This is a genomic window from Paenibacillus pabuli NBRC 13638 (assembly GCF_001514495.1).
GTDB classification, from domain to species: Bacteria; Bacillota; Bacilli; order Paenibacillales; family Paenibacillaceae; genus Paenibacillus; species Paenibacillus pabuli.
On the sequence record NZ_BCNM01000001.1, the window covers coordinates 210,912 to 231,516 of the forward strand.

Below are 20,605 nucleotides of genomic sequence, written 5' to 3' on the forward strand. Positions count from 1 at the left end.
ATTTTGCACAATCATTTGCAATTCATTTTTTTCATAGCGCTTTCATAAGAATTGGCCCAAATATTAGGGTTGACAGTGTTTTTCGAAACAGTTTTAATTATATAGACCGATTGTTATAATTCATTTAAGGATGTGGCTTTATTGAGTGAAAAGTCTAATGCTAGAGAACTAATCGTCAGCACAGCAGCCAGACTGTTTTTTTCACAAGGATATCATGCGACCGGTCTAAATCAGATTATTAAGGAGAGCAGTACGCCGAAAGGCTCGTTATATCATTATTTCCCACACGGCAAGGAAGAGCTCGCTCACGAGTGCATTCAAAAAGCCAATGAAAACATTCTGCAGAAGTTTGAAGAAGTGTTTGCTGCTCATGATAATACGGGGGATGCCATTCAGCAATTTATTCATGACTTGGCGGTTGAAACGGAGGCGGCAGGTTTTACGGGTTTTCTTCCATTTAGTTTCTGGGCAGCCGTGGAGACCTCGTGCATCAGTCATCAATTGCGAATTGCCTGTCAGGACGTGTTTGCAGGGTGGCAGCAAATCATTACGAAGCATCTGATTTTGGATGGCATAGGTGAAGAAAAAGCACAAGAGATGGGTCTTCTGGTCATCTCCTTAATGGAGGGTGCATTGATTATCAGCCTGACCAACCAGGACAAACAGCCTTTGCTGACGGCTGCTGATTATTTGTCCGTTGTGGCGAAGAATGCAAGAGAGAAGCAATAAGCTTCGTAGAGAGAAATAGAAATTGTCAGATTGTTTGAGGAGGATGGGATTGTGGACGTTGCCATGAAGGCTGATTCTGTACAGGATCAACAAGAAACAAAACAATATAAGGTATTTCCGATTTTATTTGCCATGCTGCTGAGCGGCTTTATTGGGCTGTTCGGTGAAACAGCGCTTAATGTGGCCTTGACACCACTTATGGGGTTGCTGGAAGTTGGGCCTACAACGATTCAATGGTTAACGACAGGGTATTTGCTTGTATTGGGTATTTTGGTGCCGGTTTCCGGTATGTTGTTACAATGGTTTACGACAAGACAGCTGTTTACCACTTCTTTGATTTTTTCAATTGCAGGAACGCTTGTGGCTGCAATTGCACCGAGCTTTGAAATTCTGTTGGTGGCACGGGTATTGCAGGCTGTAGGTACGGCTCTGTTATTGCCACTGATGTTTAACACCATATTGGTTATTTTCCCAATCGAAAAACGTGGTGCTGCCATGGGACTGATCGGGTTGGTTATCATGTTCGCGCCAGCAAGTGGTCCGAGTATCTCGGGTCTGATTCTGGCCAATCTGAGCTGGCACTGGATCTTCTGGATCTCCTTGCCGTTCTTCATTATTTCATTGGTATGCGGCTTGCTGTTCTTGCCGAATATTTCGAAATTGACCAAGCCCAAAATCGATATCCTTTCCATTATCCTTTCCACACTTGGTTTTGGCGGAATCGTGTACGGATTCAGTAGTGCAGGGGGACATGGAGAAAGCGGCGGTGGCTGGACCAGTCCTGTAGTTGTGGCTACACTGGTTATTGGCGTGTTATCTTTGCTGCTGTTCAGCATCCGTCAATTGAGAATGAAACAACCGATGATGGATCTGCGGGCGTTCAGATACCCGATGTTTACGATCGGTTTGATCCTGATCTTCCTATGTATGATGATGATGCTGTCTTCCATGCTGATTCTTCCGATGTATCTGCAACAAGGTATGGCGGTTACGGCATTGACTGCTGGTTTGGTTTTGCTGCCGGGTAGTTTGCTGAATGGATTCTTGTCCCCGGTGATGGGACGTCTGTTTGACAAATTCGGTCCGAAGTGGCTTGTGATTATCGGTCTGGTTATCGTGACTGTTGTTCTCTTCATGTATACGGGAATCACTCCGACAACGACCTTGAGCAAGATTATTACGCTGCATGTATTCATGATGGTCGGGATTTCAATGATCATGATGCCTGCACAAACCAATGGCTTGAATCAATTGCCTCCTGCATTTTATCCTCACGGGACGGCGATAATGAATACATTGCAGCAGGTATCCGGAGCTATCGGTACAGCGGTTGCGGTAAGTATCCTGAGCGCAGGACAGCTTCGCTTCTTAAGAGGTGTGACGGATCCCGAAAGTCCAGAGAATCAATTGGCGGGTTTCACATCCGGTGTACAAAATGCATTTGTTTTCGCAATGGTTCTTGCTGTAATTGGACTGATCATTTCACTGTTCCTGAAACGAGTTAAGGTTGGTGCTGGAGACGGCCAACAAGGTCCTATGCATTGATTGCATTTATTGAAGAATTGAACGATGCTCTTCCTTCTACGGGGGAGCATCGTTTTTTTGTACATAAAACCCCTAGTAATATCGAATCACTAGGGGTTCATCATGTGACATATTATAATGTGATTTTAGCCGCACTATTAGGAAACTACTTTTTGATGAGTTCCAATATTTCCTTAGCTACAAGATCCGGGTGATATTGATGAATATAATGCTCGGTATCCTTAACGGTTATATGTTTGGAATGTTCCGACCAGGACGTAAATTCCGCTTGGGTTTTATCCCATATCGGCTCACTGGCTCCGAAGTAATCTGCTGTCAGTATGGTAAGCGGGAACGGGAGGGGCTTTTTGTTGTCAACGACAACCTTTGCATTGGTTTTCATCTCGCGCAGCTCATCCACAGTATTGGCATTCCCATAGTGAAGCAACAGAGCCGTTGTATCTATTTTCTTCAATTCATCTGGTACAAGCTTCAGGCCGTTTCGATTGGCATTGGAGGCTTCTATAACAGTGTCAGACTGCATGGACAAACGGAAAAGTCCTGTTTGAATTCGGAATTGATTACCAAAACCGCCGATCACATCAGCCAACTGGCCATCGTCATTCGCATAATGTTCTGGAGTTCCACCATCAATCATGACAATACCCTGTACTTCATCCGGATATTTTTGCGCAAAACGGATTGTTTCGAGTGAGCCCAGTGAATGGGCAACCAACACGTAAGGAGGCTTTTGTCCAGAAACCTGTAATAACTCGTGCAATTCATCGGCGACGGTATCGACATCCCGTTTCTTATCGGTCATATCGCTATAACCATAGCCAAAACGATCATAAACAGCGAATTTGGTGTAGGGAGCAAGTTTTTCGTACAGCGGATAATAATCCACATATGGATCAGCTGTACCCCATCCGGAAGCCAGGACTACGGTTGCATCACCTTTTCCCCCAGTATATAAATGCATATTGTCTCCATGTACCTTGTACAGCTTGCCTGGAGGGGTAAATGTTTTTGCATCCTGCCGGGTATTCACTTGTTGGTAGATCACACCTGTACCCAGCAGGAGAAGAACGGCAGCCACCCCGAATATCAACGTTTTAACTAATCTTCTGCGCCATTTTTTCATTAGGTCTCACATACTCTCTGTGTATTTTTCTCTATCTTATATGCTCAATCTTATTAGATAGAAAACAGAGTCTTAATTCCATCTTAATTCTGTATTTCTTTTATAGTTTTTAGTGATATAGTCCTGTGAGATGTTCGTCGGTGGGCTGTAAAATCTTCGACAACAGTACGATCTGGCCAGCATGGTAGCCATAATGGGTAGCGACCTTTATGAGCAGAGAACGTACGATTTTATGCTCATACGCATCTTTGGCTTCATCCTTGCTGCGGTTCATGCGATTCCAATCTGTCAGCTCATAGGGGATGGTCACTTCCCTGGATAAATCCTCTTCGTCCAGACTTGATAATATCGCGGTTGATTCTGTTCGAACATGGCGGAGTCTGGCTAACAATTCCTTCCTGCTCAGACCGCCATTGGTATTGAATTCGGCAGAGCGTTCCCGGATTAGAGGCTGGTTCCCTATACCAGTCACCAGGTTCTGATATTCATTGCCCGCCAAATGCAGACAATAATTTCCTACACTGTTCATACCAGGCTGAAGTCTAGTCCAAATCTGTTCCTCGTTCAACCTGTTCAAGCTGGTTTCAATACGTTCCAGCTGCTTGTTCATGTCCTCAACTACGTCCTGAATAAGTTTAATCATGATCACATGTCCTCCATTCATTAGGGTTGATTGTATATCAAATTCAGATAACCGAAGGCGAATTGATTATAAACGAACAATGATTTAATATAAAGTCTAATATTGCTCCTGTTTTACTCCAGATTGAATTATTGCTTGAAGTGTTGATTATAAAGAACAGAAGGTATGAATAATGACAAAATACGAAAATCAGGTTCCGACATCCGCAGGCATGAGCTTCAGCTCCCTCGTGAGCATGTTGAGGGATTCCATGCGCAGAAGTATAGAGCGGAGACCTGCAGGCCACATCCCCATGGAGAAATATGAGCCAGCAGAATCGTTACATGTATCCGATCATCCGCAGGTGACATGGTTTGGTCATTCGGCTTTTTTGCTTGAGATCGAAGGACACCGATTGCTCTTTGATCCAATGTTGGGCAAGCGACCGTCTCCCGTATCCTGGGCGGGTACGAAACGATACAGCACGAATCTGCCGATGCAACCCGAGGAATTTCCATCCTTGGATGCCATCATTATATCGCATGACCACTATGATCATCTGGACTATTCATCGATCCGCAGATTGAAGAATAAAACACAGCGGTTTATCGTCCCCCTTGGTGTGCGCAGGCGGCTGATTCAACTGGGTGTGCCCTCGGAACAGATTACCGAACATAACTGGTGGGATGAGTTATCCTTCAAAGGTCTGACATTAGCCTGCACGCCGGCGAGGCATTTCTCGGGCAGGGGGTTGTTGGACCGCAATTCGACCTTATGGTGTTCGTGGGTCATTGCTGGACAAGAAACGAAGGTTTTCTTTAGTGGCGACAGCGGATACGGTCCTCATTTCAAGGAAATCGGCAATAAGTACGGACCTTTTGACCTGACCCTGATGGAATGCGGACAATATGATGAGCGTTGGTCCAACATTCATATGATGCCAGAAGAAACGGTACAGGCACACTTGGATGTAAGGGGAGGGCTGCTCATTCCGATTCATTGGGCAGCATTTACGTTGGCCTATCATGCCTGGAACGAGCCGGTTGAACGAATCGTCAAGGCTGCACATGCCTTGAATGTCTCCATTGCAACACCCAAAATCGGTGAGAAGGTTGTACTGTATAACGAGAATTACCCGAGCCATCCGTGGTGGAGATCCATCTGAGCTCATCTGGAATTAACATAAAAGCGTCCAGCCATTAGTTGGGAGGACGCTTTTTCTCTTGCATTTATTTTAGAATGGATAGGGCACTGTAGATTAACAGAACGCCCATCACGATATTAAAAGGACGTTCATATTTCAATAAAAAGCTCTGAAATAACATCCCGCATAACCCCCAGGTCATATTGGCACTGATGCCAATGATGGTTAGAACCAACGAAAATACGATTATATGAACATGAGACTCTCCAAGAGGCATAACAAATACCGAGATGGCCGTAAGACCATACAGAATGACTTTGGGATTGATGAATTGCAGGGTGAAGCCAAAGAGAAACGTAAAACGATTGACCTCGGGATCTCTGGCATTCGCAGGTTTACTTCGCATGATTTTGATCGCCAAATAGACCATGTATACACATCCCAACACGTTTAGAACGGGTTTGATCCTTGGAATGTATTGATGCAGAATAAGGTTGAAGTAGCTGGACAGAAACATGATAAGCAGGCAGCCAGCTGCTACGCCGGCAATAAACGGAACAATTTTTTTGAATCCTTCGTTTCTTGCATGCGTCATGGCGATAATGTTATTGGGACCGGGTGTGAATGAAGCTACGATTGCATAAGTCAGTAACGATATAATATCCATAAGCCCTCCACATTGGATCTTGTTTGTATGATATAGTTAACTAAATCGTGCGTTATAACGTTTGTTCTTTATCATTGTACATTATGTGCGTTATACAGCACAATATATTTTTGAAGAGGTGACTGTAATAATGAAAAACATTAATGCGGTTCTGGCCCAGAACTTGAAGCAGCTCAGGGAACAACGGAAGCTTAGTCTGGACAAGGTTGCCGAGTTGTCTGGAATCAGCAAGACGATGCTTGGTCAGATTGAACGGGGGGAATCTAACCCTACAATCGCTACAGTATGGAAGATTGCAAATGGTCTGAAAATTTCCTTTACTACTTTGATCCACGAGCCCAAGTCGGATACGACCGTGGTAACGCGTGATGATATTCAAGCATTGGTGGAGGATGGGGGACGAATTCGAATTTATCCGCATTTTCCTTTTGAAGAGGGACGCCGCTTTGAGATGTACATGATGGAGATGGATGAAGGGTCTTCTATGAATGCTGAACCGCATATAGAAGGGGCGGAGGAATTTATTACGGTTTTTGAAGGGGAAATTACGATTCGGATTGGGGCAGAGGAATATACGGTAAAACAAGGGGAGTCGATTCGTTTTGGCGCGGACAAGCCTCATGCGTATCACAACACCGGTACTGCTGCGAACAAATTAAGCATGGTCATCCATTATTCAAAGTGAAAATAATAAAACGCCAATACAACAGTCTGTGAATTCGACTGATATACTGGCGTTTTGTTATTTCAAATCAATTCTATGCGTAAGGGTTTGAATGGAATTAAGGCTTTTCTTTGGCCTGACGCTGAATTTCTGTGGAGGTTAACGCTTTATCATATACTTTGACGTTATCCATTGAGCCTTTATAGAAGGGATCGGCTGCATATCGGCTTTTGCCCATATAAGCTTCCGTCACTTGCAGATCTTTCGGGTTAAACGTGATTTCGCTGCTGCTTGCTACAGCTTTTCCATTCACATACAGAGTTCCGGTATCTCCCTGAAGGGTAACAGCGACATGCACCCATTGATTAGTGGGCAGCGGTTCAGAGGCAATGAGGCTCTGATCCCGTCCCTGATCATGAATGGTGAATTGCAGAGCTCCAGTATGCTGGGCGGGAGTAAGGAACATATGTCTGGTCAGGCCATTTCCAAAGTCGAAAATTCGCTGCCAGGCTCCGCCGCCACTCCAGTTGATCCATGCACTATAGGTGAAATCCGTCGTATCGGTAATGATTCCGGGCAGCTGAATGTAGCTGTCTGTTCCATTGAAAGCAGCAGCCTGATTTTTGCTATTAACCGCAGAAGTCGTCACATTAAAGGCTTGACCGTGGTATTCATTTTTGCTGAAATCCTGTGCGATTTTTGCCAGTTTCTTTTGTTCAAACGTATATTCCCCAAGCAATGGACTTACCGCCTGTTGTGGAATGGTAACGTTAAACGTTTTGGAGCTTACTGCGCTTCCTTTGCGAATCGTTGCCGTTAATGCCACTTTAGCATCTCCCTTACCAGCGCGCGGCCGATTCACTACCCCGGTAGCGGACAGGGCAGAGGCATTGGATGATTTCCACGTAATCTCTGCATCGCGTGTTCCCTTGGTCGGGAGGGACAGGTTGAAGAATACGCTGCCCGTGTCGCCGATGCTGAGGTCCTTTTTCACCGCATTAACAATATCCTGATCCTTCATTGCAGCCATCTGACTTCCCCAGATGGCCACGCCAGAAGAGGAGAGCGCGCTAAAGGTCAGGACCGTCTTCTGGGAATCCGGTTCCCATTCATGCGTGAAGACACCTTTATACACAACATTATTTGATGTGATTTGGACCTGATTGTCTGCTTCAAGACTCCATGTTCCCGTGACTGCACCGCTGATCTGCCCATCTGCTGTGAACTGAACGGTCTGTGAAGATTGGATCTCGGCCGTGATTTCTTTCCCGTGATTCACCCATTTGTACTGACCAGCGATGTCCTGGGTTGTCAGTTGGGCCGTGTTTTCTTCTACTGCCGCATAGCGGTAGGGAGCAACAACAGGCCATCCCTCAGAGTTCATATGCATCTCATGTACACGAACTTCATGTTCTTCTCCGCGTCCCGGAAAGCGGGAATGGAAGATCAGAAATTGTTTTCCCGTTGCAGCGTCAACATAAGCGGAGTTATGTCCTGGTGATACATAGCCGATACCTTGACCTGTGCCTGGGTCACCGATTTGTCTTTGAAACAGGAAGTTCCCTAGCAATTTGACGCCAAAAGGCTCGATTGAGCGGTCATCAAACAAGGGCTTGTCCTTATCCGCCTTGACGTTGATCATATCGTTTCCTTCGGCATCGAGGAAAGGACCGTCCGGTGTTTTGGAGCGAGCTGCGCGAATGTTATATCCCCCGTCAGCACCCAGTCCACCATAGGACAGATACAGATAATAATAGTCGGTTTCGGGGCTATAGAGCATATAAGGTGCTTCAATTCGGCTGTGGTTGCCTCCGGTAAGCTTTTTGCCATAACCCTGGTTCGGCAGTGGTTTTCCTGTCGTTTCGTCCATCTCCAGAATGAAAATCCCCCCGGAATAGGAACCGTACACCATCCAGAGCTTGCCGTTTTTATCGAAAAATACATCAGGGTCGACCACATTCGGATGTATGGTCGCATCGTATATGGTGCCATCCTCACTGATCTCATCCCACATGCCGGATTTCAGCAGAATACCCTGATCCTTATATGGCCCCTCAATGTTGTCTGCCACAGCAACGCCTAACGCAGAGCGGGGAGAGTCACCTTTGCACGCATTGTAGTACATATAAAATTTGCCATCCGCCAACTGAATGACGTCTGCTGCCCATAATGTATCGGTCTGCGCCCACTCCAGGGCTTCAGCGAATTCTTTGGTCACATTGGGCACAACAGGGTTGTTATCCGTGACCCCGGAAGCGACCAAATCCCAATTCATCAAATCCTTGGACTTTGCTACTTGTAAATGTGAGCCGAAAATATAAAAGGTATCACCCACCTTAATGACGGAAGGGTCATGAACGGAAACATTCCTGAATGAAGGAACCGCATTCTTAGTGGATGTGGAAACTTGCGGGTTGGAACGGACTGCCTCCGGACTTTCCGCCAATACGGAGATGGGAGCCAAAGCTGTTGTCGTAAGTAATGCAGTGCTCAGTACAGAAATGTGAAGTACACTTACCCAATAACGTTTCATACGTTTCCCCTTTCCCAATACCTGAAATGAAAAATAACCTTATTCATTGCCCTAAACGTTATTTGGCCGGACAGCCCTCCTTTTGATTACCACATTATCAAGCGCTTTCATTTGTTATATTATCAATCAATTTATATATTTGTAAACCATAAATATCAGGCTTAGAGGGTGTTTAGAGTTGAAAGTGAGGTAGGCTAAAGGGCGATATGTTCGTAGGAATTCCTATAGTACAATAGATTTTTTGTAATTTTAGATTGAAATATTTACTTAGAATAAGATACTATACTGATTAGATCATAAGTTTATATATTTATTAACTAATTTATATTTATGCGAATCAAAGAGAGCTCATCTACGATAATTTAACCTTCATAGGAGGAATGAACATGACTACATTTCACAATCAACTCATTGCACACTACAAGTTTGAAGATGCCGCCGACATTGGCAAGGATAGTTCAGGGAACGGACACGTTGGAGCCGCCGCGGGAGAGAAAGTTCCCAACATTTCCGAAGTGAATGGCAGATGGGCGGTGACTTTTACCGGTGGATCGAACGGAACATCGTATCTGGAGCTGCCATCGAATTTGCTGCAAAATGTAAGCGACAACACTGGAGTGACTGTTACAGCATGGGTCCATTTGGGCAAAGGATCGAACGTGTGGGAGCGGATTTTCGACTTTGGCAAAGGCGACAAGGGCCCCTATTTATTTCTGACTCGTCAGATGCGAGGCACGTTATATGCAGGCGATGATCTGGTTGTAGACCCGGGACGCGGATTTGCCGGCGGGGAATGGATGCATATTGCCCTGTCGGTGGCAGGCAGTCAGGGCGGCACACGCAGCAGTGCAGGTCCTATTGTATATGTGAATGGAGAGAAAGTAGCAGATGGCTCCATCAGCCAGACATCCAGTGGCAATTATGCCAAGCTGCGCAGATGGTTTGATTCGTTCGTGGAGCCTGCGAATTATAGCCGTAATTATATTGGTCGGTCTCAGTACGCCGCAGATGTGGACTTTGCAGGTTCACTTTCCGACTTTCGGATATATCAGGCGGCCCTGTCCATGGATGAAGTGATTGAAGTGATGTGCGAGTCCCTGACGGATGAAGAGATTGTGAAGCTGGCAGGAGATAAATATTTGTCTGCTCCAGCTCGGATTATTACCAAAGATGTGTCATTGCCTGTAGATTTACTGGGGGGCAAGGTAAACGTTCAATGGAATTCAAGTCAGCCAGAGGTTCTGTCTGCGAATGGAGAGGTTCAACCCCTAAGCTCGGCACAGGAGGTTCATTTGAATGCGCTTTTGACCAAGGGTGGAAGTACGTTGAACAAAAGTTTTGATGTCTCTGTTGTACCAGAGCATATCCCGCCTTATACCCTCGCGATTCACGGGGATCAAAAGGTGGCGGATATCAGTGAAGTAATGTATGGCCTATTTTACGAGGACATTAACAATGCAGCGGATGGGGGTATCTATGCGGAGTTAGTTCAGAACCGATCGTTCGAATCCTTTGCATTCGATACGTACTCGCATGACTCTGGCGAATGTGGTTGTTCGACAGGTCGGAACCGTGATCCTTTGTTTGCCTGGTCCGGGGATACCGATAAAATGATCGTACAGAATACTGATGGAATCAACACTCATCTTAACGTGGAAGACCCGGAAGTGAATGCTTATTATGTAACGGTTCAGGCGGGTGCCACGATTCGAAATCGCGGATTCTCGGATTCCAATCAACACTGTGCCATGTCCATCAAGAAGGGTGAGAAATATGATTTTACCGTGTGGGCCAAGGCAGTATCCCCAGGTACAATTAGGATTCAATTGCAGGATGGAGACGGTGCTGCCATCAGTGATTCAGTTATGCTGCAAGTTGAAGGCGGTAACAGATGGAAAAAGTACGGGATCGCCTATTCGGATAACTGTTCAAACGTGACCCTGACCGGAACGGAGACCGCGTTGGGGCAATTGGTACTCACCTTTGAAGGGGATATTTCCATCGATATGGTGTCGTTGATTCCGCAGGATGTATGGGGAGCCGATCCAAAAGAGCAGGGAGTGTCCGCTTCAGCACATGCCAACTATACCGGGAATCCGAACTATCGACTCCGAAAAGATCTGGTTCAGGCGCTTGTCGATCTGCATCCGAAGTTTCTGCGTTTTCCGGGGGGATGTATTTCCGAAGGTTCATTCATTTGGGACAATGTGTATGACTGGAAGGATTCGGTGGGAGCGGTGGAGCTTCGCAAAGAGAACTATAACGTCTGGGGTTACATGATGACGATGGGTCTCGGCTATATGGAGTATTTCCAACTGGCAGAAGATTTGAATGCTGCTCCGGTTCCGGTCATGGCCTGTGGCGTTCTGTGCCAGGCGCGTTCCGATTACGCACACCCGGCGGGTGGCGCATTGAGGGATTACTATATCCGAAACTTTACAGATCTGATCGATTTCGCGCTCAGCACGGATATTGAACATAACGAATGGGCTGCCATCCGGAGCAGCATGGGACATCCTGAACCGTTTGATCTGCGTTATCTTGGCGTAGGCAATGAGAACTGGGGAACCGAATTTTTCGCCAACTTTGAAGTGTTCAAGACGTCAATTGATGACTATATGAAACGTAATTATCCTGAGCATGAACTTCATATCATATCGACAGTCGGCGCCCAGGCGGATGATGATGCGTACCAGCAGGGCTGGAAATTCCTGAGCGGCAACCTGACCGGATCAGCTCAGGTGGCTTTTGCAGATGGCAAAGAGGTGATCGAAGAGACGGTCACCTGGTATGAGAACCAGGACAACTATATGGATACCATTGCGGATGAGCACTACTATCGCTCCAATGACTATTTGCTGAACAACGTGGATCGGTACAACTATTATGAGCGGGCTTATCATGAAGACGGCAGTATGAATTGGACAGAGACATCCAAGGTATTTGTGGGAGAATATGCATCCACGGACAAAAATACACTGGCAGGAGCGATCGCAGAAGCGGCGGTCATGACCGGTTTTGAAAATAATGCGGATGTTGTTCGCCTGGCTGCCTATGCGCCGCTGTTCAACAAAGTACTGACGGACGGCACCTACCGCTGGACGCCGGACTGCATCTGGTTTGATGATGAAACGGTGTGGTACACACCGAATTACTACGTACAGCAGCTTTTTGCCAAGTATGTGGGTGAGCAGGTGCTGGGCACTTCATTTTCAACGTACAGCAAAGGTCAACCGATGGAACTCATTCCACGTGGCGGCATCGAGATCGCGACAAGCAATGCCGATATTGTGGTGAAACGGATTACGATCACATCGAACCAGGATGGCAGCGTGCTGTTTACAGAAGATTTCAGGGAGCAGACAGCGCTGAATGAGGCGTGGAATTGGATTCCCGGATCGGCAGGATACAAGCTGGAGACGGGAAAAGGACTGATTTTGAAAGCGCAGGCAAGCGGCCTTAATGGGTTATATCTACTGAACGATGAATGGTCGAATTATAAAGTGGAAGTCGAGGCGGAGCGCATAGCGGGTGAGGATGGCTTCACCATCGGTGTGGGATTGACGGATATATCCCCTGAGAAAAAGGATGTCATCGAATACGCAATCGGATATGGCGGCAATGCAACGGGAGTCAAAGTGTATAAACAAGGTGTAGAAGGCTATACCCTTGGTGATTATTCTTCCAGTTCAGCGGCGGGGAATCTCCGTGCAGCCAATTATGAACCGCTGGAAGACGATACGAATTACACGATTACGGTCAATTATGGTGGTGACACAGGGAAGAATCTGATCTGCTCTTATACCGATGGCCACACTACAAGCAGAATTCTGGATTACAAGCTGGAAGCGTACAACCGGGATGTATTCCATTCCGTTACGAGAGACGAGCAGCATGTGTATGTGAAGCTGGTGAACGCGGATGGGGTGGATAAAGCAACCCAAATTTGCCTTCAGAATCTAAGCGTTACCTCTGTTGCGAAATTGATAACACTTGGCGGAGATGAAGAATTGCTGCATGTTCCTAATGTGAACCAGAAGAATGATGAGAAAATTGTTCCACAAGAACAAGTGATACATCTGCAGGAGGATTCGGTTGTCTTGCAACTTCCTGCCCATTCGGTCAATGTACTGGTTATGGATGTCCGGAAATGATTATATAAGTTAAACCAATAATTTTCACACGAAGTCACTACGTGGTCAGAACCATCTTCCGATCGCTGTTATCCCCAGATTTTTTTGAATTCCTGATTTAAAGGGGGAAATCCGGTGATAAAGGCGAACGCTTCGCTTCTCCAGATTCCTTCTGACCTCTCCGTTATCATGTAAACGTCTAGTTCAAATTATATAATTAATATCTCAATAATAACCTGATGCAGCCTTAGAACCGCGATTATCGCGGTTTTTTGGCGTTCCGCGAAGAGAGTCAATAAAAGATACCTAAAGTAAATAGCCTACACTATTTCCGATTCCTGACGGATTCTATAATGAATCTGAAGGAGGAGACAGCTTATGCGTTCCAACTACAGACAATTTATACGAAACGTTCCGCTTCATCTCATGATATTGCCTGGACTGATCATCATTATTGTATTCGGTTACATTCCGATGGCGGGACTCTCCATTGCCTTTCAGAATTTCTCTCCCATTGCCGGATTCAAAAATATGAACTGGGTCGGCCTGGACAATTTCAGGTATCTGTTCGATCTGCCTGGTTTCTCACAGGTCGTATGGAATACCGTATTTATTTCCGTTATGAAAATTGTGTCCGGTCTGGTCATTCCGGTACTTGTGGCCTTGCTGCTGAACGAGGTTCGCAAAACAGGATTTAAACGAACGATTCAGACGGTGATCTATATGCCGCATTTCTTTTCCTGGGTCATATTGGCCGGTATCATTGTAGACGTATTGTCCCCCAGCACAGGAATTGTAAATATGCTGCTTAAGGCGATAGGGGTTGAACCTGTTCAATTCCTGGCCAGTAACGAATGGTTTCCTTACATACTCGTCATTACGGACCAATGGAAAGAATTCGGATTTGGCACAATTATATATTTGGCCGCACTGACCAACATCGATAAATCCCTGTATGAAGCATCCGTTATGGATGGTGCGGGAAGATGGAAGCAGACATGGCATATTACGCTGCCTGGCATTCGTCCAATCGTAATTCTGATGGTAACTTTGAGTCTTGGTAATGTACTTAATGGTGGTTTTGACCAAGTGTTCAACCTCTACAACCCGCTGGTCTATGAATCAGGAGACATTCTGGATACGATGATCTATCGGATTGGTCTGCAGGATGCGCAATATTCGGTATCAACCGCATTGGGTCTCATTAAGTCAGTGGTTTCGTTTATCTTTATCGGGCTTGGGTATTTCCTGGCCTATCGGTTAGCCAATTATCGGATTTTTTAGAAAGGAGGCAAGAACATGCATCACGCTTCGAGAGCCTACCGTTGGTTTCTGGGATTGAATTATGTCATCCTGACCCTTCTTGCCTTGTTATGCCTGTTTCCCATTGTGAATATTCTGGCGATTTCGTTTAGTTCAAGTGATGCAGTCAAGGCGGGGAGCGTGACATTCTGGCCGGTGGACTTTACCTTGTCTTCGTATAAATACATTCTCGAAAATCAGCAGTTTCTAAATTCATTCGGTACAAGTCTTCTCCGTGTGGTACTCGGAGTTGCGACCAACCTAATTTTCACGATTCTTGTGGCCTATCCGCTCTCCAAAGAGGCAGCGAAGTTTCGTTCAAGAACGTTCTATGCGTGGATTTTTGTCTTTACCATGCTATTTAGTGGAGGATTAATCCCGGGTTATCTGGTTGTTAAGGAAGCAGGTCTTTTGGATTCGATCTGGGCCCTGATATTACCGGGAGCCGTTCCGATCTTTAATGTATTGCTTATGCTGAATTTCTTCAGGGGTTTGCCGAAGGAGTTGGAAGAGGCGGCTTGGATGGATGGGGCAGGCCATTTCCGCACGTTATGGAGCATTTACCTTCCCATTTCATTGCCCAGTATCGCAACGATCACATTGTTTGCCATGGTGGGACACTGGAACGCCTGGTTTGATGGCATGATCTATATGAAGAGTCCGGAAGGCTATCCACTAGCCACGTACCTGCAATCGATGCTCCAGCAAGTGACGATGATTCAGAGTGAGATGATGACCCTTGAGGATGCAACACTATTAAGTCAGGTGTCGGATAGAACGACCCAGGCATCCCAAATCTTTTTGTCCGTTATACCCATTCTGCTCGTGTATCCGTTCCTGCAAAGGTATTTCGTTCATGGACTTGTTGTCGGTAGTGTAAAGGGATAAGATCGATGGAGGAAAACCAATGGGAGGAGCCGATTTCCGGCTCCTTTTTGCCGTTGAGGAGAGGAGTGAAGGGGAAATGAGATTCGCAGTGGGTAGCTGGAAAAATGCATCCATCGTCGTCAAAGTGATGATTGCCTTTGTGCTCGTCATTCTGCCCTTATATGTGATTAGCATTATGATTACGCATACCAGCTCCAAGCAAATGCAGACGGAAGTGGAGAAGGCGCATGAGTCGAAGTTGTATTTCTATCACAATCATCTGCAATTTGAACTGGAGCGAATGAGTGGGCTTGTTACCGAATTTTCGTTCGATGAAACAATGTCTACGCTAAGTACACGAGCTGCGATTATGAGCAGATATGAGGTAACTTCCAGCCTTAATAATATCCACAACAAGCTGGGCCAGATCATGGTGACAAGTCCCTATATCAGCGATGTTGTCTATTACGTACCAGCTTTGCACAAACGGGTCAGTGCAGTGGACGGAATTCGTAATGTGGAGGATACAGAATGGAAAGATCTGCTCGCAACAATGGGGAATTTGAATGGGGAGTTGTCATATTCGCATAACAATCTTTATTTCCTCAAAAGCAATCCGTATAACATGAATCATGAGGAACCGCCCAATTTTATATTAGGCATACGCTTGTCTGCAGAAGAACTGAAGCACAGATTGCAGCAGCTCGCGGAAACAGGAGGCAGTGATATTACACTGAGCTTCGGTGAGCAGCACAATGTGCTCATTTCTTCTTCGGAAGAACCTGTATCGGCAGCACAATTGCAAAAGGTATCACCGGAATCACCAGAATCCATGCAAGTGACGAGATATCAATCTGATCCATATCTGTATTATTCGCTATACGATCCCGATCACTCGTTCACATTAACGGCCAGCATTCCAAGTGATGTGCTCCAAGCCCCTATGGAACAATACAATCTGTGGTTGTGGGTACTGACGCTTATTTCAATTGTTATCATTATGATCTTCTCCTTTTCGATCTACAGGTCAATTCACAAGCCGTTATCTGTCCTTATTCGGGGGTTCAGAAAGGCGGAGCAGGGTCAGACGAGCATTCATATTCCGCAATCCAGGCGCGATGAATTCGGTTATTTATATTCTCGCTTCAACCATATGATAGAGCGCTTACATATTTTGATTGATGAAAATTATGTTGCCCGGATTCGAACCAGCGAGGCAGAACTCAAACATTTGCAGTCCCAGATTCAGCCTCATTTTCTATACAACAGTCTGTTCAGCATCAAGCAAATGGCTGAGGTCGAGAATGTTGAATTGATTCAGGAGTTTACCGATTATTTGGGCCAATATTTCAGGTATATGTCCAGGGATTCTCATTCCGAGGTTTCGCTCGGTGAAGAGGTGGATCATGCCTTGATCTATGCGTCTATTCAGAAAATTCGATTTGGCTCAAGAGTCCAACTACAACTGGAGGAGCTAAGTAAGGAGTATCGAGACATCGCCATTCCCAGAGTCATTATTCAGCCAATTGTCGAGAACGTCTTCGAACATGCCCTTGCCAAACGAAGTCAGGGCGGGATTCTGAAATTATCTTATCAAGTGGACCACCACAAATTGTCCATTCGGATAGAGGATGATGGAGATCAATTAACGGATGAAGTCTTGAGCAACCTGCAAGCATCCTTTCAGGAATCTGCGAATCAGAGACATGGGAATGAAGAGATTACGGGACTAATGAATGTGAATCAACGTTTACAGATCAAGTTCGGGGCGGGCTATGGCCTTTGTGCGCAGCGCAGTGAGTTGGGCGGTTTATGCATGATTTTAAATATTCCATGGAGACGGGAGTAGTCGTATGCAGCGGATGTTAATTGTAGATGATGAGCCGGTAATTTTGGATGGTCTTTATGCTTTCTTTCAAAAAGCGGATTTTCAGGATATGGAGATCATTAAGGCATATTCTGCCTTTGAAGCAATCGAGTGGTTGAATTCCGTCAAAATTGATATCGTACTCAGCGACATCTGTATGCCTGGCATGGATGGCATGGAGCTGATCGAGAAGATTATGGATCGTTGGCCACGATGCAAAGTTTTGTTGCTGACAGGTCATAACGAATTTGATTATGCGCATCAAGCGATACGCAACCCTTGTGTTGTGGATTACCTGTTAAAGACAGAGGGCATGAGTCATATTCGTGCAGCGGTAGAGCGAGCGTTAACACAAATATCGGAGGAAAATGATTTCCGTTACCAGCATGCCTGGTTTCGCAGCAAGCTGCCCAGGGCGCTGCCGCAGCTGCAAAGACAGCTGCTACTGGATCTCCTAAAACGAACAGAAAGACATGATATCGCCTCGGTTCAGGAAGAATTTGATGCAGTCCAGTTACCTTTCATGTCCAACGAGCCGGTAATCCCGGTCATCATACGGGTTGAGGAGTGGAACAACTATCAATCCCAGGCGGACCGGAGTTTAATTCGTTATGCGGTTGCCAACGTTGCGGAGGAACTGCTTCAGGATAAGGCCAAAGTCAAAGCTATTGATCTGGATTATCAGGTGATCGCTTGCTTTGTTCAGCCCAATGCGGAGCCATCGAGCTTCCATACAGGACAGCAGGAGAAGTGGGAACAGACACTGCGTTTCGTCTATGGAACGCTGGAGTCCGTGCAGCAATCCTGTGCGGATTGTCTAAATCTGTCCGTCTCCATTATGGTGAGCGAACAGGCGGTGGAGTGGATGGAGCTAAGTCAGGCCATTGCACAGCTGCGCCTGTCGATCCATGAGGGCCCAGGACTTGGGATGGAGAAACTTCTTCGGGTCAAGGTGCAGCATGATTCGCCATACACCCCCAATATTTTGAATCAGCAGAGTGTTGCGACTCTTCATCTGGATCAGATTAGGCAGCACGTTACAGCAGGAGATCGGGAGTGGGTGGAGTCGTTTCACAAGTGGACAGAGGCTTCAAAAGAAGGACTTCAAGATCCATTCTTTCGAATGAAGATCTATTCAGGCGCAGGTAATGGACTGATTGAGCTTCTTCATGAACTTGGCCTGTTCGAATCGGCGATGAAGGAAATTGCGCTGTCTCGAATGCTTCATTTTGACATCCATACGCCTTGGTCTGATCTGGTAGTTTTCTATCAATCGGCATATGAATGGATCATCTCCAAAAGAAGTGTTACACGCATCCATGACCAGTCGCAGATTCTCATTACTATTCATCATTATATCAAGCACCATCTGGAGGATGACCTTTCACTAACCCGAATTGCACAGGAGGTTTCCCTCAATCCGTCATATCTGTCCCGTTGGTACAAACGTATTACTGGCAAAGGCATATCCGACTATATCCATGACCGGCGCATCGAGCGCAGCAAGGAATTACTTCTCGGCTCCACCTGCAAAATGCATGAAATATCCGCCAAGGTTGGATTTAGTGATCAGCATTATTTTTATCGATTCTTCAAAAAGGCCACTGGCTGCACGCCGCAGGAATATCGGGATCTGAAAAGTTAGATCAAGTCTGAAATGGTAAATCAAAGATACCGAATGTCAACGGGGTACACTCGAAGTGATAGCGCTTTCTTTATACAATAAAATTATACCTCACGGGGGAATAAAAAGGGGGATTCGCATGAACATGTCACTAAAGAAATTCTCATTGTTAACCTTAACCATGGTACTGGCAACCACGCTTGCAGCCTGTTCATCCGGTACGGGTAGTGCTGAGAATGAAGTCCAGCCGAATGCACAGCAGGATGCCGGAGGGCCGCTTACGAAATATGATCCACCTATCAAATTAACATCAACCATGAATGAAACCGGGAAAGAATCGCTTGCTGAAGGCGATACACACGCCAATAACATTTGGATCAGAGGATACAAGGACGAGCTGGGAATCGATGTCACCTACGACTGGATTGTCCCGGATGCCAATTATAACGACAAAATGAACGTCACCCTGGCTAGTGGCGATTTGCCGGATGTATTGAAAGTGAGTGCTGTGCAGTTTGAGCAGCTGCATGAAGCGGGGATGCTGGAAGATTTAACCGAGGTCTATGATAAGTATGCATCCGATCTGGTTAAGGAATTTATGTCTGCTGAGGATGGAGCAGGTTTGAAGCCAGTAACCAAGGAAGGGAAAATATATGCAATGGTCAGTTTCCCAGGCTCGCTGGATTCCTCGGATATGATCTGGATTCGTCAGGATTGGTTGAAGAAGGTCGGACTTGAAGCACCAAAATCTATGCAGGACGTTATCCAGATTGCGGAAGCCTTCACCTTTGAAGATCCGGACGGAAATGGCAAAAATGACACGTATGGTATTGCACTCAACAAGGATTTGCCAATTAATGCGTTCCTGCTCGGTTATCATGGTTATCTCGAAACCTGGATTAAGGATGCTTCGGGTCAGGTTGTGAATGGTACCATTCAGCCTGAGGTGAAGGAAGGATTACGTGAACTGCAAAATCTGTATTCGAAGGGTGTAATCGATCCCGAGTTTGGTGTTAAGGATTTTACGAAGATGATGGAAGATGTGAATGCAGGCAAATCAGGCATGTTCTTCCTGCCACAATGGGCGCCATTTCAGGTTAGCAGCATGATCAAGAAGGATAAGAATGTGGACTGGCTGCCATACCCGGTTCAATCGATCGACGATCAACCTGCCAAAACGCAGAATCACTTAAGCTTGGGTGGCATATTTGCCGTACGTAAAGGCTATGAGCATCCGGAAGCATTGATCAAGCTGCTGAATTTCCAGGCAGAGAAAATGTTTGGTGAGTCGGCCAAGGAAGAGCGTGCTGCGTATTTAAATGGCTTGACCGGACTTGGTTTTCATAATGCGACCGTATCCAATCTGCCTGCCAACAAAAACGTGAAGGCACAGGATGAGGTTGAGCAGGCGCTCAAAACGGGAGATACATCTGGATTAGAGCTTGAAGCGAAGCTGTTCTACGATGATATTATGGATTACCGCAATGGGAATCTGGATAAGTGGCATATGGAACGTATTTTTGGACCGGAAAGCTCGCAGGGCGTAATTAAATATTATCGGGATAACGACCTGATTGTCATGAATGAATTTATCTACGCCCCAACGAGAACCATGAATACGAAACAGGCAACCCTGGATAAACTGCGTGCTGAGACGTTTCTGAAAATCATCTACGGCAACCTGTCTATTGACGAGTTCGATAACTTTGTTGCAAATTGGAAAAAGCTTGGTGGTGACCAGATCACTCAGGAAGTGAATGAAGTCATTAATGCGAATAAATAAAG

General features: G+C 45.9%; 14 protein-coding genes. 10 read left to right on the forward strand and 4 right to left on the reverse strand.

The window, feature by feature from the left end; genetic code table 11:
- The first annotated feature begins 141 nt into the window (after positions 1–141).
- Together PPA03S_RS00625 and PPA03S_RS00630 are read left to right on the forward strand one after the other, a co-directional pair.
- On the forward strand, positions 142–729 hold the full coding sequence (locus PPA03S_RS00625) for a TetR/AcrR family transcriptional regulator (RefSeq protein WP_062318840.1): 588 nt from the start codon (positions 142–144) through the stop codon (positions 727–729).
- A 63-nt stretch (positions 730–792) separates the two neighbouring features.
- Positions 793–2,274: a DHA2 family efflux MFS transporter permease subunit gene (locus PPA03S_RS00630; protein WP_062319850.1), complete on the forward strand. Its 1,482-nt coding sequence runs from the start codon at positions 793–795 to the stop codon at positions 2,272–2,274.
- Between the two features lie 145 nt (positions 2,275–2,419).
- On the opposite strand, the gene PPA03S_RS00635 is transcribed toward PPA03S_RS00630, so the two are convergent.
- Together PPA03S_RS00635 and PPA03S_RS00640 are read right to left on the reverse strand one after the other, a co-directional pair.
- On the reverse strand, positions 2,420–3,397 hold the full coding sequence (locus PPA03S_RS00635; RefSeq protein ID WP_062318841.1) for an alpha/beta fold hydrolase: 978 nt from the start codon (positions 3,395–3,397) through the stop codon (positions 2,420–2,422).
- 109 nt (positions 3,398–3,506) lie between these two features.
- Positions 3,507–4,040 (reverse strand): DUF1572 family protein, encoded by a 534-nt coding sequence (locus PPA03S_RS00640; protein WP_062318842.1) that lies wholly within the window; start codon positions 4,038–4,040, stop codon positions 3,507–3,509.
- Between the two features lie 169 nt (positions 4,041–4,209).
- On the opposite strand from PPA03S_RS00640, the gene PPA03S_RS00645 reads away from it, so the two are divergent.
- On the forward strand, positions 4,210–5,184 hold the full coding sequence (locus tag PPA03S_RS00645; protein ID WP_411835327.1) for an MBL fold metallo-hydrolase: 975 nt from the start codon (positions 4,210–4,212) through the stop codon (positions 5,182–5,184).
- A 64-nt stretch (positions 5,185–5,248) separates the two neighbouring features.
- On the opposite strand, the gene PPA03S_RS00650 is transcribed toward PPA03S_RS00645, so the two are convergent.
- Positions 5,249–5,830: a LysE family transporter gene (locus tag PPA03S_RS00650; RefSeq protein ID WP_062318844.1), complete on the reverse strand. Its 582-nt coding sequence runs from the start codon at positions 5,828–5,830 to the stop codon at positions 5,249–5,251.
- 130 nt (positions 5,831–5,960) lie between these two features.
- Between PPA03S_RS00650 and PPA03S_RS00655 the strand changes: the two genes are divergently transcribed.
- Positions 5,961–6,515, forward strand: a complete 555-nt coding sequence (locus PPA03S_RS00655; RefSeq protein ID WP_062318845.1) for a helix-turn-helix domain-containing protein — start codon at positions 5,961–5,963, stop codon at positions 6,513–6,515.
- Positions 6,516–6,612: 97 nt separating this feature from the next.
- On the opposite strand, the gene abnB is transcribed toward PPA03S_RS00655, so the two are convergent.
- A complete protein-coding gene (abnB, locus tag PPA03S_RS00660) occupies positions 6,613–9,027 on the reverse strand; it encodes an arabinan endo-1,5-alpha-L-arabinosidase AbnB (RefSeq protein ID WP_062318846.1) in 2,415 nt (804 codons plus the stop codon).
- A 386-nt stretch (positions 9,028–9,413) separates the two neighbouring features.
- Here abnB and PPA03S_RS00665 point away from each other — a divergent pair, with 386 nt between their 5' ends.
- The 6 genes from PPA03S_RS00665 to PPA03S_RS00690 all read left to right on the forward strand — a co-directional run bounded on the left by PPA03S_RS00665 (position 9,414) and on the right by PPA03S_RS00690 (position 20,603).
- Positions 9,414–13,181 (forward strand): alpha-L-arabinofuranosidase family protein, encoded by a 3,768-nt coding sequence (locus tag PPA03S_RS00665; protein ID WP_062318847.1) that lies wholly within the window; start codon positions 9,414–9,416, stop codon positions 13,179–13,181.
- Positions 13,182–13,538: 357 nt separating this feature from the next.
- Positions 13,539–14,444, forward strand: a complete 906-nt coding sequence (locus tag PPA03S_RS00670) for an ABC transporter permease (RefSeq protein WP_062318848.1) — start codon at positions 13,539–13,541, stop codon at positions 14,442–14,444.
- Positions 14,445–14,459: 15 nt separating this feature from the next.
- Positions 14,460–15,350, forward strand: a complete 891-nt coding sequence (locus PPA03S_RS00675; RefSeq protein WP_062318849.1) for a carbohydrate ABC transporter permease — start codon at positions 14,460–14,462, stop codon at positions 15,348–15,350.
- Between the two features lie 19 nt (positions 15,351–15,369).
- Positions 15,370–17,178: a sensor histidine kinase gene (locus PPA03S_RS00680; RefSeq protein WP_062318850.1), complete on the forward strand. Its 1,809-nt coding sequence runs from the start codon at positions 15,370–15,372 to the stop codon at positions 17,176–17,178.
- A 4-nt stretch (positions 17,179–17,182) separates the two neighbouring features.
- On the forward strand, positions 17,183–18,841 hold the full coding sequence (locus PPA03S_RS00685; protein ID WP_062318851.1) for a response regulator transcription factor: 1,659 nt from the start codon (positions 17,183–17,185) through the stop codon (positions 18,839–18,841).
- A gap of 118 nt (positions 18,842–18,959) precedes the next feature.
- A complete protein-coding gene (locus tag PPA03S_RS00690) occupies positions 18,960–20,603 on the forward strand; it encodes an extracellular solute-binding protein (RefSeq protein ID WP_062318852.1) in 1,644 nt (547 codons plus the stop codon).
- The last annotated feature ends 2 nt before the right edge of the window (positions 20,604–20,605 follow it).

Coding starts and splice junctions, on each gene's coding strand:
- PPA03S_RS00630 (WP_062319850.1), top strand. CDS start 793: ATGAAGGCTGATTCTGTACAGGATCAACAAGAAACAAAACAATATAAG.
- PPA03S_RS00635 (WP_062318841.1), bottom strand. CDS start 3,397: ATGAAAAAATGGCGCAGAAGATTAGTTAAAACGTTGATATTCGGGGTG.
- PPA03S_RS00640 (WP_062318842.1), bottom strand. CDS start 4,040: ATGATTAAACTTATTCAGGACGTAGTTGAGGACATGAACAAGCAGCTG.
- PPA03S_RS00650 (WP_062318844.1), bottom strand. CDS start 5,830: ATGGATATTATATCGTTACTGACTTATGCAATCGTAGCTTCATTCACA.
- PPA03S_RS00655 (WP_062318845.1), top strand. CDS start 5,961: ATGAAAAACATTAATGCGGTTCTGGCCCAGAACTTGAAGCAGCTCAGG.
- abnB (WP_062318846.1), bottom strand. CDS start 9,027: ATGAAACGTTATTGGGTAAGTGTACTTCACATTTCTGTACTGAGCACT.
- PPA03S_RS00665 (WP_062318847.1), top strand. CDS start 9,414: ATGACTACATTTCACAATCAACTCATTGCACACTACAAGTTTGAAGAT.
- PPA03S_RS00670 (WP_062318848.1), top strand. CDS start 13,539: ATGCGTTCCAACTACAGACAATTTATACGAAACGTTCCGCTTCATCTC.
- PPA03S_RS00675 (WP_062318849.1), top strand. CDS start 14,460: ATGCATCACGCTTCGAGAGCCTACCGTTGGTTTCTGGGATTGAATTAT.
- PPA03S_RS00680 (WP_062318850.1), top strand. CDS start 15,370: ATGGGAGGAGCCGATTTCCGGCTCCTTTTTGCCGTTGAGGAGAGGAGT.
- PPA03S_RS00685 (WP_062318851.1), top strand. CDS start 17,183: ATGCAGCGGATGTTAATTGTAGATGATGAGCCGGTAATTTTGGATGGT.
- PPA03S_RS00690 (WP_062318852.1), top strand. CDS start 18,960: ATGAACATGTCACTAAAGAAATTCTCATTGTTAACCTTAACCATGGTA.